Below are 15,570 nucleotides of genomic sequence, written 5' to 3'. Positions count from 1 at the left end.
CACACAGGTTGCAACCTGTGTGAAGCGGCCGCGGGGTGTGTGACGTCGGCCGGACGCGGCGGCCGCGTGACGTCAGGCGAGCGCGCGCAGGTGCGGGACGAGCGCGCGCATCGCCCGGCCCCGGTGCGAGGCGGCGTCCTTCTCCTCCGGCGAGAGCTCGGCGGAGGTGCGCTCCTCCCCGTCCGGCACGAAGATCGGGTCGTAGCCGAAGCCGTTGGTGCCGCGCGGGGCGCGGACGAGCCGGCCGGGCCATTCGCCGTGCACCACCGTCTCCGTGCCGTCGGGCAGCACGAGCGCGGCGGCGCACACGAACCGCGCGCCGCGGCGCTCGTCGGGCACGTCCTGCAGCTGGCCGAGGACGAGCTGCAGGTTCTCCAGGTCGGCGCCGTGCCGGCCGCACCAGCGCGCCGACAGCACGCCCGGCATGCCGTTGAGCGCGTCGACGGCGATGCCGGAGTCGTCCGCGACGGCGGGGAGGCCGGTGGCGGCGGCCGCGTCACGTGCCTTGGCCAGCGCGTTCTCGGCGAACGTCGCGCCGGTCTCCGGCGCTTCCGGGAACTCGGGGACGTCGGCGAGCCCGAGCACCTCGATGCCGGCGGAGTCGAGCAGCCGCCGCAGCTCGACGAGCTTCCCGGCGTTGCGGGTGGCGAGCAGCACCTTCGTCATGCCGGCAGTTCCCCCGGGTACGGCTGGGCGAGCGCCTCGGCCTGCAGCTCCACGAGCTGCGCGATCCCGCCCAGTGCGACGTCGAGCATGGTGTCGAGGGTGGCGCGGGAGAACGTGGCACCCTCGCCGGTGCCCTGCACCTCGATGAGCGTGCCGGCGTCGGTGGCGACGACGTTGGTGTCCACCTCGGCGCGGGAGTCCTCCTCGTACGGGAGGTCCAGCCGCACCCGCCCGTCGACGACCCCGACGGAGACGGCGGCGACCCGGCCCGACAGCGGCTTCGGGTCGGAGAGCCTGCCCCGCGCACCCAGGTACATGACGGCGTCGGCGAGCGCCACGTAGGCGCCGGTGATGGCGGCGGTGCGGGTGCCGCCGTCGGCCTGCAGGACGTCGCAGTCCAGGGCGATGGTGTTCTCGCCGAGCGCTTTGAGGTCGATGCACGCGCGGAGCGAGCGCCCGATCAGCCGGCTGATCTCGTGCGTGCGCCCGCCGATGCGGCCCTTCACCGATTCGCGGTCGCTGCGGGTGTTCGTCGCCGAGGGCAGCATGGCGTACTCGGCGGTCAGCCAGCCCAGGCCGGAACCCTTCCGCCAGCGCGGCACGCCCTCGGTGACGCTGGCCGCGCACAGCACCTTCGTGTCGCCGAACTCGACGAGCACGGAGCCCGCCGGGTGCTTCTGGAATCCGCGGGTGATGGTCACGGGGCGGAGCTCGTCGTCGGATCGGCCGTCTGCTCGGGTCACCGCGCCACCATAGAACCGGCACGCGGACGCGCCGCCGGCGACGTCACACAGAGTGCGGCCACCTCACACACCGCCCAACCTGTGTGCGGTGGCCGCGCGCTGTGTGACGTCGGCTCACAGCCGCAACGCCGGGCCGGTGCGCAGTCACGTGGGCGGCCCGGGGACGATCCGGACGATCAGGAGAACAGGGGTGGAGATGGCTGCACGAGCGCGCACCGACCGGGCCGGCGCGACCCGCGACCTCATCCTGGCCACCGCGGAGCGCTTGTTCGCCGAGCACGGCGTCTTCGCCGTCTCCAACCGGCAGATCAGTGAAGCCGCAGGTCAGGGCAACAACGCCGCCGTCGGCTACCACGTGGGCACCAAGACCGACCTGGTCAGGGCGATCGCGCGCAAGCACAACGCGGACATCGAGCACCGCCGCGCCGCACTCGTCGCCGCGATGGCGGACTCGCGGGAGGTGCGCGACTGGGCGGCCTGCATGGTCCGCCCGATCACCGACCACCTCGCCGAGCTGGGCAGCCCGACCTGGTTCGCGCGGTTCGTCGCTCAAGTGACGACGGACCCCGCGCTGCGCGAGATCATGGCCGAGGAGTCGCTCGCCTCACCGGCGCTGACGGAGATCCGCGATCGGCTGCGGGCCTGCCTGCCCGCCCTGCCCGACGACGTCCAGCTGGAACGCGCCGCCATGACGCGGCTGCTGATGGTGCACATGACGGCCGAGCGCGAGCGGGCGCTCGCCGACGGCACCCCCACCCCGCGCGCGACCTGGGCCGACGCCGGCACGGGCATCATCGACGCGGTCACGAGCATCTGGCTGGCCCCCGCCGGCTGAGGCCCAAGCGCCCGTCGAGAACGACGTTGTGGTGATCAAATAGACCTGTTGATCACCACAACGTCGTTCTCGACGCGGGCCCCCGGGTCAGATCTCGTACGACGCGTCCGGCCGGACCACCTCGACCGGGCCGTCGAAGGCTTCCTTCGCCTCCGTGAGCAGGTCGGCGGCGGAGAACCAGGCCGGCACGTGGGTGAGCAGCAGCCGGCCCACCCCGGCCGCGGCGGCGTGCTCGCCGGCCTGCCGTCCCGACAGGTGCACGCCGGGCGGTGGCTCCTCCCACCCGCCGGGGATGACGTGCGGCCAGGTCGCCTCGCACAGCAGCACGTCGGCGCCCCGGGCGAGCTCGACGAGCCCGGCGCTGGGTCCGGTGTCGCCGCTGTACACCAGCGACCGGCCGCCGTGCTCCAGCCGCAGCGCGTACGCCTCGACGGGGTGGTCGACCAGCGCCGACCGCACGGTGACGGTCTCGACGGCGGTGCTCCCGCCGTCGGTGATGGCGCGGAAGTCGAGCACGTCGGCGAGGTCGGTCTCCCCCAGCTCCTGGCGGGACGCCGCGTACGCCCACGCGAGGCGGTCGGCCGCGCCGGCCGGGGCGAGGACGGGCAACCGCTGCTCCAGCGCGTCGAACGGCGGGCGCGGGTGGTAGCGCCGCCACACCACCAGCGGCGACACGTCGGAGCAGTGGTCGGGGTGCAGGTGCGTGAGCAGTGCGGCGTCGAGCGCCCACGGATCGAGGTGGCGCTGCAGCGCGCCGAACGTGCCGTTGCCCAGGTCGAGGGTGACCGCGACCCCGTTGGCGACCACGAGGTACCCCGACGCCGGACCCTCCGGGCCCGGTCCGCTCCCCGAACATCCGAGCACCGTCAACAGCATTCGGGAACGTTAACCCGCTCGCGTGCGCCGCAGCCACCAGAGACCGACGACGGGCAGGACGAGCGGCACGAAGCCGTACCCGCGACCGTAGATCGACCACACGGTGTCGGCGGGGAAGTCGCCGGTGTCGAGCAGCGTGAGGGTGCCGACGACGAGCACCCCCAGCAGCTCGAACGACACCGCGGCCCAGGCCAGCGGGCGGGCCCACGAGCCGCGTGCGGCGAGCCCGACCGTCGCCAGCACGTAGACGACGGCGGCGACCGCCGAGAGCGTGTACGCGAGCGGCGCGACCGCGAACTTGGTGGCGATCTGGTAGCCGGCACGGGCGGTCGCGGCCACGGCGAACAGGCCGTAGACGGCGATGAGGACCCGGCCGGCCCCCGTGGCGGTGGCGGGGCGGTCAGGCAAGCGGCACCCACAGGACCTGCAGCCGCCACACGGCGATGCCGGTGGCGATCGCGCCCGCGGCGATGATCGCGCCGCCCCACCGGTTGTCGGGCTCGGCCAGCGCGAACTGCGTGACGAACGGCAGCACGCAGATGGCCACGACCAGGTAGATGAGCACTTCGGTGGGATCGGCCACCCGGACGCCCGTCGCGAGCTGCACCGCCGCGATCGCCGCCTGGACGACGAGCAGAGCGACCACGACGCCGACGGCGATGCGGGTGTGGCCCGGCAGGGGTCGGCGCGTCGCGCTGAGCGCCAGCCCGTAGACGGCGAGCGCGCCGGTGGCCACCCACAGTGCGACGACGAGGGCCGTGATCACGGGCGCGACGGTACCGGAGCGCGCCGCGGGGTTGCCGGATGGATAGGTGATCACTACCCCCTTGCAGTCGCTTCCTGCCCATCGCGGATCTGTCTGCGCCGAGGCGCCGCAGACACGATGGGAGTCACGTCAGGGGACTCACCGGGCGGCCAGTTCGAGCTCGGGGCACAGCCACCGACGAGAAGGGGGCAAGGTCATGGCAGTCATCTCAAGTCCGCTGGACTTCAACGCGGAGCAGCTCTTCGTCGATCTGTCCGAAACCTTCGGGCGGCGCCTCTACCTGAAGTGCGAAGGCTTCAACTTCGCCGGTTCCATCAAGGTGAAGGCGGCGCTGGGGATGGTCGAGGCAGCCGAGCGCGCAGGTGTGCTGCGGCCGGGCTCGGTGATCGTGGAGTCGTCGTCGGGCAACCTCGGGGTGGCGCTCGCGATGATCGCGGCCACCCGCGGCTACGGGTTCGTCTGCGTGACCGACTCCCGCTGCAACCCGGCGACCCGCCAGATGATGGAGGTGCTCGGGGCGCAGGTCCACGTCGTCCGCGAGCCCGACCCGCACGGCGGCTTCCTGGGCGCGCGCATCAACTACGTGCAGGCGCTGTGCGTGGCCGACCCGCGCAACGTCTGGCTCAACCAGTACGCCAACCCGAACAACTGGGGCGCGCACATGCGCACCACCGCCCCGGCGATCGCGCGGGAGTTCCCGCAGCTGGACGTGCTGTTCGTCGGTGCCGGCACCACGGGCACGCTGATGGGCTGCGCGCGGTTCTTCAAGCAGCGCAACCGGGCGTGGAACCGTCGGGTGCACATCGTCGCCGTCGACGCCGTCGGCTCGGTCACGTTCGGCACCCCGCCGGCGCCGCGGATGATCCCCGGCCTGGGCACGAGCGTCCGCCCGGCGCAGCTCGACGAGTCCTACATCGACGAGGTCGTCCACGTCGAGGAGCCGGACACGATCCGCGCCTGCCGCCGCATGGCCACCAAGGGCTTCCTGTTCGGCGGCTCGACGGGCACCGTCGTCAGCGGCGCGATGCGCTGGCTGAAGGAGTACGGCGCGCCGGGTCTGACCGCCGTCGCCATCGCCCCCGACATGGGCGAGCGCTACCTCGACACCGTCTACGACGACGAGTGGGTGAGCGCCGAGTTCGGCCGCCACACCCTCGCCGACCCGCACCTCACCCAGCCCATCCAGGCGGCCTGAGCCATGACCTCCGCATCTCCGCCCGTTCCTCCCGCCGAGGAGGAGACCGTCGTCGTGCCCCGCATGCGGAAGCTGCGCCTCGCCGAGCAGGGCGACCGCACGGACCTCGCCGGTGACCTGACCGCCGCCCGCGCGGCCGTCGGTCGGCTCCGCGCGGAGGTCGCCGGCCTGCTCCAGCAGCTGGAGCGGCTGGAGGGCGACCCCGACCGCACGGTGTCCCTCCCGCCTCCGGCCACCCGCCCGGCGCCGGCCGCCCCGGTCCGCCCCGACCCGTCCGCCCAGCCGACGGCGATCGTCCCGCGGCCCGCCCCGGTCCGTCCGCAGCCACAGGCCCCGACCCGCCGCCCGCAGGCGCCGATGCCCGTCGCGCGCCCGGTCGCGCAGCCGGTCGCGCGGCCGGTCGCCCGGCCGATCGCGCAGGCGATCGTGCGGCCGACGCCGCCGCGGCTGCCGGCGCCCAAGCCCGCCCCGGCCCCGGCGGCCAAGCCCGCTCCCGCGCCGGCGGCCAAGGCCGCCCCGGGCGGTCTCGAAGCCGGTTACGCGGCGGTGCTGGCGGAGGTCCTCGGCGTCCCGCAGGTGGCGCCCACCAGCAACTTCTTCGACGACCTCGGCGCCGACTCGATGGTCATGGCCCGCTTCTGCGCGAAGGTGCGCAACCGGCCCGACCTGCCCAACGTCGCGATCAAGGACATCTACCAGGCCCCGACGGTCGCGGCGCTGGCCGCGGCCGGGGGCGCGAAGGTCGTGCAGGCCGCGGCCGTGGCGACCGGGACGCACGCCCTCCCGGTGTCCGTGGTGGGCCCCGGCCGGCCCTCCCCCACGCCCGCCGACCTCGACCCGGCGACGGTGAAGCTCGCGCTCGCCCTGCTGAACGAGCCGGCCGCGCCGGTCGCAGCACCGAAGCGGGTGGGCACGCTGGGCTACCTGCTGTGCGGGACCCTGCAGCTGCTGTTCCTGCTCGGCTACCCGGCGCTGGTCTCCTACGCCTTCGCCGTCGGTGCGCAGTGGGTGCTCACCGCGGCCACGCCGCTCGACATCTACGTGCGCTCGACCGAGGTCGCCGGTGGTCTGTTCCTCGGTACGGCGCTGCTGCCCATCGCGGTGAAGTGGCTGCTGGTCGGGCGCTGGAAGGCGACGCAGTTCCCCGTCTGGAGCCTGCGGTACTACCGGTTCTGGCTGGTCAAGACGATGATCAGGACGAACCCGCTGGTCCGGTTCGTCGGCACCCCGCTCTACCCGTTCTACCTGCGCCTGCTGGGCGCGAAGATCGGCAAGGGCGTGACGATCCTGTCGCCGACCGTTCCGGTCGCGACCGACCTGCTGACCATCGGGGCCGGCACGATCATCCGCAAGGCGTCGTCGTTCACCGGCTACCGCGCCCACAACGGCATGATCGAGACCGGCCGCGTCACGATCGGCGCGGGTGCACTGGTCGGCGAGGCGACCGTCCTCGACGTCGGCAGCTCGATCGGCGATCACGCCCAGCTGGGGCACACCTCCGCGCTGCACGCCGGGCAGTCGATCCCGGCCGGCCAGCGCTGGCACGGCTCACCCGCGGAGCCGACCTCGGTGGACTACCGCGCCGTCCCGACCGTGGGTGGGAGCGCGCTGCGCCGGTTCGCCTACTCGGTCGTGCAGCTGGTGACGCTCTTCGGCGTCGTCCTGCCGCTGGGCATCGGTGGGCTCGCGCTGCTGGTGCGGGAGGTCCCGCAGGTGCAGACGCTGCTCGTCGACTACGAGACCGCCGCCGGGAACGTGCCGCTGTACCTGGACGTGCTGATCCTGTCGAGCACGATCTTCGTCGGCGCGCTGCTGCTGGGTCTGCTGGTGATCACGATCGTGCCTCGGGTGCTTGCGCTGCTGGTGCGGCCCGACCGGGTGCACCGCCTGTACGGCATCTCCTACTGGGCGCTGCGGACGATCACCCGCCTGTCCAACAGCAAGTTCGCGACGCGGGTGTTCGGCGACAGCTCCTACATCGTCGGCTACCTGCGGGCCATCGGCTACAAGTTCGGGCGGGTCGAGCAGACGGGCTCCAACTTCGGCACGGCCGTCGCGCACGACGTCCCGTTCCTCTGCCACGTCGGCAGCGGCACGGTCGTCGCGGACGGGCTCACGATGCTCAACACCGACTACTCCAGCAGCGCTTTCGTCGCGTCGCCGGTGCGGATCGGGGCGCGCAGCTTCTTCGGCAACGCGATCTTCTACCCGGCCCGGGCGCGCGTGGGCGACAACGTCCTGCTCGCGACGAAGGTCATGGTGCCCGTCGACGGGCCGGTGCGGCAGAACGTGGGGCTGCTCGGATCGCCGAGCTTCGTGATCCCGCGCGGCGTCGACCGGGACGCGCGGCTGGCCCTCGGCCCGGAGCAGCGCCGCCGCGGCGTCGCCGTCAAGGCCCGGCACAACCTGCTGAGCATCGCGTTGATGCTGCTCAGCCGGTGGGTGTACCTCACGCTGTTCGTGCTGCTGTTCCGCGTCGCGCTGGACCTGCACCCGACGTTCGGGCCGGCGGCGATCGCCGTGCTGGGCGCCGCCGAGCTGGTGCTGACGTTCGGCTACTTCATCCTGCTCGACGCGGCCGTGCGCTGGATGGCGGCGCACGAGCCGCAGGGCGTGTCGATCTACGACCGCACGTTCTGGCGGCACGAGCGCTACTGGAAGGTCGCCGAGGACAGCTACTTCACGCTGCTCAACGGCACCCCGCTGAAGGGCGCGATGTGGCGGGCGCTCGGGGTCCGCGTGGGCCGCCGCCTCTACGACGACGGCTGCATGATGACCGAGCGCAAGTTCGTCACCCTCGGCGACAACTGCATGCTCAACGAGCGCAGCGTCGTCCAGTGCCACTCGCAGGAGAACGACGCGTTCAAGTCCGACCGGGTCACGATCGGCTCGGGCGTCACCGTCGGCGTGGGCGCCTTCGTCCACTACGGGACGCAGCTCGGCGACGCGTCCGTCCTCGAGGCCGACTCCTTCCTGATGAAGGGCGAGGAGATGCCGGCCAACACCAGGTGGGGTGGCAACCCCGCGATCGAACTCATCCCCACCCGCGCGCACTGACCTCCCGGGAGCCTGACATGACCATCATCGAGACCACACCGGACGCCCGGCGCGCCTACTGGCAGCGCGTGCTGGACGGCGCCGGCCTGACCGCGGTGCCGCGCTTCACGGCCGCGCCCGTGCCGGGCGTCGCCGAGCACGTCGAGCCGCTTCCCGCGCACCTCACCGAGGTGCTGGGGATCCCCGGCGTCATGATCGCCGCGCACGCTGCCGTCCTGGCGGCAGTGAGCGGCGAGCGCGATGTCACCACCGGGTACGTCGCCGGCGCCGTGGCGCTGCCGATGCGGATCGCGACCGGGTCGGCGTCGTGGCGGCAGATCGCCGCCGCGGCCTCTGACGCCGAGCAGCGCCTGCACGCCCACCGGGACTTCCCCGTCGACGCGCTGGCCGCCGAGCTCGGCCGCACCGGCCCGCTGTTCGAGGCCGAGCTCGACCTCGACGGCGGTGCCGGCCCGCTGGCCGCGGGCACGGTATGGCGGGTCGCGCTCCGCTCGGGATCGCTGCACGTCAGCTACCGGTCCGACCTGATCGACGCCGACGCCGCCGCGCGGGTCGCCGGCTACCACGTGACGGCGCTGCTCCAGCTCGTCGCCGCCCCCGACGCGCTGCCGGCCAACCTGGTGTCGGCCGCCGAGCGCGCCTTCCAGATCGACGGGCTCGCCGGGCCGGCGCGGGAGCTGCCCGCGCAGCGCTTCCACGAGCTGTTCGAGGCGCGGGTCGCCGCCCACCCGGACGCGATCGCCGCCGAGCACGGAGGCCGGCAGTGGACCTACGCCGAGCTGAACGCCCGCGCCAACCGGCTGGGCCGGGCGCTGCTGGTCCGCGGCCTGCGCCGGGAGGGCGTGGTGGCGGTCGTCGCCGAGCGCAACCTCGACTGGATGGCAGCGGTGATCGCCATCTTCAAGGCGGGCGGCGTGTACCTGCCGATCGAGCCGCACTTCCCGGCCGACCGGATCGCGAAGACGCTCGCCCGCTCCGGCGCCCAGCTGGTGCTGACCGAGACCGGCAGCGACACCACGCTGCGCGCGGCACTCGAGCTGGCGCCCGGCGCGCTCGTCGTGCCGTTCGAGCAGGCCTACGCCGAGCAGCACCCCGACGGTGACCTCGGCATCCCCGTCGCCGCCGACCAGCTCGCCTACATCTACTTCACGTCCGGCTCCACCGGCGAGCCCAAGGGCGCCATGTGCGAGCACGCCGGCATGCTCAACCACCTCTACGCCAAGATCGAGGACTTCGGGTTCGTCGAGGGCCAGGCCGTCGCGCAGACGGCGCCGCAGTGCTTCGACATCTCGCTGTGGCAGCTCGTGTCGGCGCTGCTCGTCGGCGGCCGCACGGTGATCGTCGCGCAGGAGACGATCCTCGACGTCGAGCGGTTCGTCGCGGAGATCGCCGCCCGGCGCGTCGGGATCCTGCAGCTGGTGCCCTCCTACCTGGAGGTCGTCGCGACCTACCTGGAGCAGCACCCGCGGGAGCTGCCCGACCTGCGCGCGATCTCGGCCACCGGCGAGGCGCTCAAGTTCGAGCTGATCCAGCGGTGGTTCGCCCTCATGCCGGGCGTTCCGCTGGTCAACGCCTACGGCCTCACCGAGACCTCCGACGACACCAACCACGAGGTCATGCGGACGGTGCCGGAGTCGGGTCGGGTGCCGCTCGGCCCGGCCGTGCGCAACGTCCGCGTGTACGTCGTCGACGAGAACCTCGACCCGGTGCCGCTCGGCGCGCCCGGCCTGATCGCGTTCTCCGGCGTGTGCGTGGGCCGCGGCTACATCAACGACCCCGAGCGCACCCGCCAGTGCTACATGTACGACCCGCACAAGCCCGGCGCGCGGCTCTACCTGGGCGGCGACTACGGCCGCTGGCTGCCCGGCGGCAAGCTGGAGTTCCTCGGCCGCCGCGACAACCAGGTCAAGATCCGCGGCTTCCGCATCGAGATCGGCGAGATCGACAACGCGCTGCTCGCCTTCCCCGGCGTCCGCGACGGGGCCGTCGTCGTGGCCGAGCGGGCCGACGGCAGCAAGCAGTTGGTGGCGTTCCTCGCCGCGGACGCGCCGATCGCCGCCGACGCGCTGGCCGCCCACATCGGCGCCAAGCTGCCCGAGTACATGGTGCCCACGCAGTTCCACCAGCGCGACGCCCTGCCGCTCACCGCCAACGGCAAGATCGACACGAAGGCGCTGCGGGCGCTCGCCGTCGAGCTGGCCGACGCCGGCGCCGACACCGCGGGCGCCACGGCCCCGGCCACGCCCACCGAGCGGCTGCTCGCGGCGGCGTTCGCCAAGGTCCTCGACGTGCCGGTGGCCCGCATCGGGCGCACCGACCACTTCTTCAACCTCGGCGGCACCTCCCTCACCGCGGTGAAGCTCGCCATCGCGACCAGCCGCGCGGTGTCGCTGAAGGACATCGCCGGCGCCCCGGTGCTCGCCGATCTCGCGGCCCTCGTCGACGCGCGCACCTCCGCATGACCACCTCACCCCAGTACGGAACGAGCAAGGAGAACCCGATGACCGCCACCCACCAGGCGCCGCCGACCGCCTGGCCCGCCCTGCCCGTCCAGACCGCACCCGGCCGCCCGCCGCTCGTGCTCGCCAACTGCGGGCCCGACGCCGAGGGCTGGATCGCCTACCACCGCGGCGCGCTGCGCGACGTGCTCGCCAACTTCGGCACCGTGCTGGTCCGCGGCCTGGGCCTGCGCAGCCAGGAGCAGGTCGCCGCCGTCTTCCGGCTGTTCGGCGGCGAGCTGATGACCGAGCGCGAGGCGTTCGCGGCGCGCGAGCGGTTCCCGAGCGGCGTCTACTCGTCGAGCGCGTGGCCGGCGAACCAGCCGATGTGCATGCACCACGAGCTCAGCTACGCCCTCGACGTGCCGCGCCTGATGATGTTCGCCGCGCTCACCGCCGCGACCTCGGGCGGCGCCACCGGCGTCGCCGACGCCGCCGCCGTGCTCGACGCGCTGCCGCGCCCGCTCGTCGAGCGGTTCGAGCGCGAGGGCTGGGTGCTGGCCCGCAACTACAACGAGGAGATCGGCGCCTCCGTCGCCGACGCGTTCGGCACCGACGACCCGCAGGCCGTCGAGGCGTACTGCCGCGCCAACAAGATCGACTTCCAGTGGCAGCCCGACGGCGGCCTCCGCACCTGGCAGCGGCGGCGCGCGGTGACCGTGCACCCCGTCACGGGGCGGCGCTGCTGGTTCAACCAGATCGCGTTCCTCAACGAGTGGACGATGGATCCCGACGTCCGCGAGTTCCTGGTGGAGAGCTACGGCCCGCAGGGCCTGCCGTTCACCACGCTGTTCGGCAACGGGGAGCCGGTCAACAAGGGCATCGTCGAGCTGATCGGCGAGGTCTACACCGCGCACACCCGCCGGGAGGCCTGGCAGCCCGGCGACCTGCTGCTGGTGGACAACATCCGCACCGCGCACAGCCGCGAGGCGTTCGAGGGCCGGCGCGAGGTGCTGGTCGGGATGGCCGAGCCCATGCGGGTGTCGGCGTGAAGAACACTGAGGGGGAGAAGAAGATGCCACCACCGTTCGCCGTGATCCCGGGGGCGCAGGTGCAGGCCGTGCTCGCCGGTCGCGAGCAGGAGATCGTCGACGTCGTCGCGGGCGCGTACCGCTGGCACGGCGAGGGCGACTCGGTGAACCCGCCGTCGTACTTCCTGACGTTCCCGGACCGCCCGACGGCACGCATCATCGCGCTGCCCGCGTCGCTGGGCGGGAAGGTGCGGGTCGACGGCCTGAAGTGGATCTCCAGCTTCCCGGAGAACGTGGCAGCCGGCATCCCGCGCGCCTCGGCCGTGCTGATCCTCAACGACCACGACACCGGCTACCCGTTCGCCTGCCTGGAGAGCTCGATCATCAGCGCCACCCGCACCGCGGCCTCGGCCGCGCTGGGCGCCGACGTGCTGTCGGCGGGTCGGCCGCGGCCGCGCCGCGTCGGGTTCATCGGGACCGGGCTCATCGCCCGCTACATCCACACGTTCCTCGCCGGCACCGGCTGGACGTTCGACGAGATCGGCGTGCACGACACGCACGCGGAGAGCGCTACCGGGTTCTCCGGCTACCTGGAGCAGTCCGGGGCGGACGCGGTGACCGTGCACGACAGCGCCGAGTCGCTGATCCGCTCGTCCGACCTGGTGGTGTTCGCGACGGTGGCAGCCACGCCGCACGTCAGCGACCCGGCGTGGTTCGACCACCACCCGCTGGTGCTGCACATCTCGCTGCGCGACCTGGCGCCGGAGATCCTGCTCGACGCCGTCAACATCGTCGACGACGTCGAGCACTGCCTGAAGGCCAACACGTCGCCGCACCTCGTCGAGCAGCTCACGGGCAACCGGGACTTCCTGGCCGGCACGCTGGACGACGTCATGACCGGCACGGTCGCGATCCCGGCCGACCGCACCGTGGTGTTCTCGCCGTTCGGGCTGGGCGTGCTGGACCTCGCCGTCGGCAAGCACGTCTACGACGCGGTGGTCCAGGCGGGCGAGCTGAACGTGATCGCCGACTTCTTCCACGACCTGAGCCGGCACGGGTAGCCATGGACACCCTGACCGCCCCCGCCCCTGACCGCAGGCGGCCGCGCCGGCGCGGCCTGATCGCGCTCGTCGCCGTCGCCGGGCTGCTGGTCCTGGGCGTCGGCTGGGGGTTCGCGCACGCCGTCTCCACGCCGCGGTCGGTGGCGACCCCCCTCGGGCCTGCCGGGCCGCAGACCGGGATCGCCGCCCAGGTCAGCGGCGCGTCCGCGCGCACGCACCTGGAGGCGCTGCAGCGCATCGCGGACGCCAACGGCGGCAACCGGGCGTCGGGGACCCCGGGCTACCGGGCGAGCGTCGACTACGTGGTCGGCGTGCTGCAGCGGGCCGGGTTCGACGTGCGCACGGAGACGTTCACGCACACCGGCGACGGCGACCATGACGATGCAGCTCCGACGACCGACCTCAACGTCATCGCCCAGACCCGCACCGGCGACCCGGCGCGCGTGGTGATGGCCGGCGCCCACCTGGACTCGGTGCCCGACGGCCCGGGGATCAACGACAACGGCACGGGGGTCGCGGCGCTGCTGGAGACCGCCACCGCCATGGGTGGCTCACCGAACACGCCGAACGCGGTGCGCTTCGCGTTCTGGGGCGGCGAGGAGCTGGGGTTGTACGGCTCCACCGCGTACGTGGCCGCGTTGCCGCCTGCGCAGCGCCAGCAGATCGCGGCCTACGTGAACCTCGACATGCTCGCCTCCCCCAACCCCGGCTTCTTCGTGCTCGGCGGGGTCGGCGACGCCGGGGAGGAGGCCGGTCCACCTGGCTCGGCCGCCGTGGCGAAGGTGCTGGTCGAGCAGCTGGCCGCGGTCGGCGTCCCGGCCGAGAACGTCCGGCTCGACGGCGATTCCGACTTCGCCGCCTTCGTCGAAGCCGGCATCCCGACGGGCGCCCTGCAGTCCGGGGACAAGAAGCGCAAGTCCGGCGAGCAGGCCGCGCGGTGGGGCGGGCAGCAGGGCGAGCCGTTCGACCGCTGCTACCACAAGGCCTGCGACACGATCGCCAACGTCGACGCGGTGGCGTTCGACCGCAGCGTCGACGCGACCGCAGCCACCGTGCTGCAGCTCGCGACGACGCGCACCTGAGCAGCCGACGGGCGCGACCGGTGGGGATCCGGGACCGGTCGCGCCCGTCGGCACCGTCTCGTCAGTCCCGCCGGGGCGGGTCGTTGCCGACGAGCCCGTCGATCGCCTCGCGCAGCAGGTCGGCGTGGCCGGTGTGGCGCAGATACTCCTCCAGCACGTCGATCTGGAGGCGGCGGGCGCTGGCCGGCGTGCCCTCGGCCATGAGGGTCGACGGGGCATCGAGGTCGGTCTCGGCCCAGATCGCCCGCGCCCGGGCGACGCTCGAGTACCAGAGCGCGTAGAGCTCGTCCGGCTCGTCGTGGACCGCGGAGTGCCAGTCCCACTCCAGGTCGGCGTTCCAGTCCACCTCGGACCACGGCCGGCCCGGCGCCCGTCCCTGCAGGTGGATGCGGGTGTAGCGCTCCTCGACGAACGCCATGTGCTTGATCAGACCGGCGATCGTCAGCGTCGACGGCGGGTGCGTGCGGCGCAGCTGCTCGGCGGTCAGCCCGCCGGTCTTCCACGCGAACTGCGCACGCACCCGGTCGAGCGCGAAGGCCAGCATGTCCTTCTCCGGCCCGTCGACGCACTCCGCCGCCGGCGCGACGTCGGTGTAGTCCATGCCGCCAACGTAGCTAGAGGGCATTCTTAGCCCAGCGACACCGCGGGCTCCCGCTCGACGCGCGCCCGGCTGCGCGAGCTGGCGACGAACACCGCGCCGCCGACCAGCCCCAGCGCGGCCCCGACGATCGGCAGCACCGCCACGCCGGGCCCGCTCACGACGAGCCCGCCGACCACGCCGGAGAGCCCGGCGCCGAAGTAGATCGCCGAGGCGTTGAGCGACAGGGCGAGCGCGCCCTGCTCCCCCGCCACCTCCAGGATCAGGCTCTGGAACGGCGGGTTGAACGCCCAGGTGGCGACGCTCCACACGAACAGCGCGAGCGCCGCGCCCGGCACCGTGCTCAGCGTGAGCGGCAGGGTGGCGAGTGCGAGGATCGTCGCGGAGAGCACGACGAGCACCGTGCGCCGCGCCCCGAACCGGTCGGTGGCCCGTCCGCCGAGGTTGTTGCCGATGAGCGCGCCGACGCCGTACACGAGCAGGAGGGCGCTGGTCAGCGGGCCGGTGACGCCGGTGTAGGCGGCGAGCAGCGGCACCACGTAGGTGTAGACGCTCATCACGCCGAGCACGCCGAACACCGTGACGACGAGGACGGTCTGCACGGTGCGGTCGCGGATCACCGAGAACCGCTCGCGCAGCGTGACGTGCGGCGGCGCGGCGACAGCCGGAACGAGCAGCTGCACCCCGACCGCTGCGACCAGCCCGGCCGCCGCGACCAGCGCGAACACCCCGCGGAAGCCCAGCGAGGCGCCGAGGATCGACCCTGCGGGAACGCCGAGCGCGAGCGCGACGGTGAGCCCGCCGAACACGATCGACACGGCCCGGCCGCGGTGCTCCGGCGGGTAGAACGACGTGGCCACCATGGTGGCGGCCGGGGTGTAGGCCGCCGCGCCGAGGGCGGCGACGATCCGGCCGGCGAACAGCAGCGGGTAGGTGGGGGCGAGTGCGGTGATCGCGTTGCCGACCGCGGCGGTGAGCAGGGCGGCGACCAGCAGCGTGCGGCGGTCCCAGCGCCCGGCCACGGTCGCGACGATCGGCGCGCCGATGGCGTACGCCAGGGAGAAGGCGGTGGCGAGCTGGCCGGCGGCGCCGACCGACACCCCGGTCTCGGCGCTGATCTCCGGCAGCACGCCGGCGACGACGTAGGCGCTCGTGCCGACGGCGAACGCGCCGGCCGCGAGCAGGATCGTACGAGCGGACACAGATACTCCTGTCATCGAAC

General features: G+C 73.3%; 14 protein-coding genes. 7 read left to right on the top strand and 7 right to left on the bottom strand.

Annotated features, from left to right (window positions below; all coding sequences use genetic code 11):
• Positions 1-72 precede the first annotated feature (72 nt).
• Together rdgB and rph are read right to left on the bottom strand one after the other, a co-directional pair.
• The gene (gene rdgB / locus ACQEVB_RS16950) at positions 73-666 is read right to left on the bottom strand and encodes an RdgB/HAM1 family non-canonical purine NTP pyrophosphatase (RefSeq protein WP_432971856.1); all 594 of its coding nucleotides are present in this window, start codon (positions 664-666) and stop codon (positions 73-75) included.
• Complete coding sequence (gene rph / locus ACQEVB_RS16945) at positions 663-1,409, bottom strand: ribonuclease PH (protein ID WP_432971853.1); 747 nt, start codon at positions 1,407-1,409, stop codon at positions 663-665. The genes rdgB and rph overlap by 4 nt, the downstream gene beginning before the upstream one ends.
• A 196-nt stretch (positions 1,410-1,605) precedes the next feature.
• Between rph and ACQEVB_RS16940 the strand changes: the two genes are divergently transcribed.
• On the top strand, positions 1,606-2,244 hold the full coding sequence (locus ACQEVB_RS16940) for a TetR/AcrR family transcriptional regulator (protein WP_432971850.1): 639 nt from the start codon (positions 1,606-1,608) through the stop codon (positions 2,242-2,244).
• A gap of 87 nt (positions 2,245-2,331) precedes the next feature.
• Here the strand turns inward: ACQEVB_RS16940 and ACQEVB_RS16935 are convergent, their stop codons facing one another.
• From ACQEVB_RS16935 to ACQEVB_RS16925, 3 genes are read right to left on the bottom strand one after another with little or no spacing between them, the layout of a single operon-like run.
• On the bottom strand, positions 2,332-3,120 hold the full coding sequence (locus tag ACQEVB_RS16935) for an MBL fold metallo-hydrolase (RefSeq protein WP_432971847.1): 789 nt from the start codon (positions 3,118-3,120) through the stop codon (positions 2,332-2,334).
• Between the two features lie 9 nt (positions 3,121-3,129).
• On the bottom strand, positions 3,130-3,528 hold the full coding sequence (locus ACQEVB_RS16930) for a hypothetical protein (RefSeq protein ID WP_432971844.1): 399 nt from the start codon (positions 3,526-3,528) through the stop codon (positions 3,130-3,132).
• Positions 3,521-3,886: a hypothetical protein gene (locus ACQEVB_RS16925; protein WP_432971841.1), complete on the bottom strand. Its 366-nt coding sequence runs from the start codon at positions 3,884-3,886 to the stop codon at positions 3,521-3,523. Before ACQEVB_RS16925 ends, ACQEVB_RS16930 begins: the two co-directional genes overlap by 8 nt.
• Positions 3,887-4,082: 196 nt before the next feature.
• Here ACQEVB_RS16925 and sbnA point away from each other — a divergent pair, with 196 nt between their 5' ends.
• From sbnA to ACQEVB_RS16895, 6 genes are read left to right on the top strand one after another with little or no spacing between them, the layout of a single operon-like run.
• Positions 4,083-5,081, top strand: coding sequence for a 2,3-diaminopropionate biosynthesis protein SbnA (gene sbnA, locus ACQEVB_RS16920; RefSeq protein ID WP_432971838.1), 999 nt, complete (start codon positions 4,083-4,085; stop codon positions 5,079-5,081).
• A gap of 3 nt (positions 5,082-5,084) precedes the next feature.
• Positions 5,085-8,138 carry a Pls/PosA family non-ribosomal peptide synthetase gene (locus ACQEVB_RS16915; RefSeq protein WP_432971835.1) on the top strand — a complete coding sequence of 1,018 codons (3,054 nt, stop codon included), beginning with the start codon at positions 5,085-5,087 and terminating at the stop codon, positions 8,136-8,138.
• A 17-nt stretch (positions 8,139-8,155) separates the two neighbouring features.
• Positions 8,156-10,600: a non-ribosomal peptide synthetase gene (locus tag ACQEVB_RS16910; RefSeq protein ID WP_432971832.1), complete on the top strand. Its 2,445-nt coding sequence runs from the start codon at positions 8,156-8,158 to the stop codon at positions 10,598-10,600.
• Between the two features lie 38 nt (positions 10,601-10,638).
• Complete coding sequence (locus tag ACQEVB_RS16905) at positions 10,639-11,628, top strand: TauD/TfdA family dioxygenase (RefSeq protein WP_432971829.1); 990 nt, start codon at positions 10,639-10,641, stop codon at positions 11,626-11,628.
• Between the two features lie 23 nt (positions 11,629-11,651).
• Positions 11,652-12,668, top strand: a complete 1,017-nt coding sequence (gene sbnB, locus ACQEVB_RS16900) for a 2,3-diaminopropionate biosynthesis protein SbnB (RefSeq protein ID WP_432980408.1) — start codon at positions 11,652-11,654, stop codon at positions 12,666-12,668.
• A 2-nt stretch (positions 12,669-12,670) separates the two neighbouring features.
• Positions 12,671-13,750, top strand: coding sequence for a M28 family metallopeptidase (locus ACQEVB_RS16895; RefSeq protein ID WP_432971826.1), 1,080 nt, complete (start codon positions 12,671-12,673; stop codon positions 13,748-13,750).
• Between the two features lie 61 nt (positions 13,751-13,811).
• On the opposite strand, the gene ACQEVB_RS16890 is transcribed toward ACQEVB_RS16895, so the two are convergent.
• Positions 13,812-14,351: a DinB family protein gene (locus ACQEVB_RS16890; RefSeq protein WP_432971823.1), complete on the bottom strand. Its 540-nt coding sequence runs from the start codon at positions 14,349-14,351 to the stop codon at positions 13,812-13,814.
• A gap of 26 nt (positions 14,352-14,377) precedes the next feature.
• Positions 14,378-15,550, bottom strand: a complete 1,173-nt coding sequence (locus ACQEVB_RS16885) for an MFS transporter (protein ID WP_432971820.1) — start codon at positions 15,548-15,550, stop codon at positions 14,378-14,380.
• Between the last annotated feature and the right edge of the window lie 20 nt (positions 15,551-15,570).

Origin of the sequence: Pseudonocardia sp. CA-107938, assembly GCF_050936315.1 — a bacterium.
Lineage (GTDB): Bacteria > Actinomycetota > Actinomycetes > Mycobacteriales > Pseudonocardiaceae > Pseudonocardia.
Note: the sequence above shows the minus strand (reverse complement) of the source record. Positions and strands in the feature narration are given on the sequence as shown.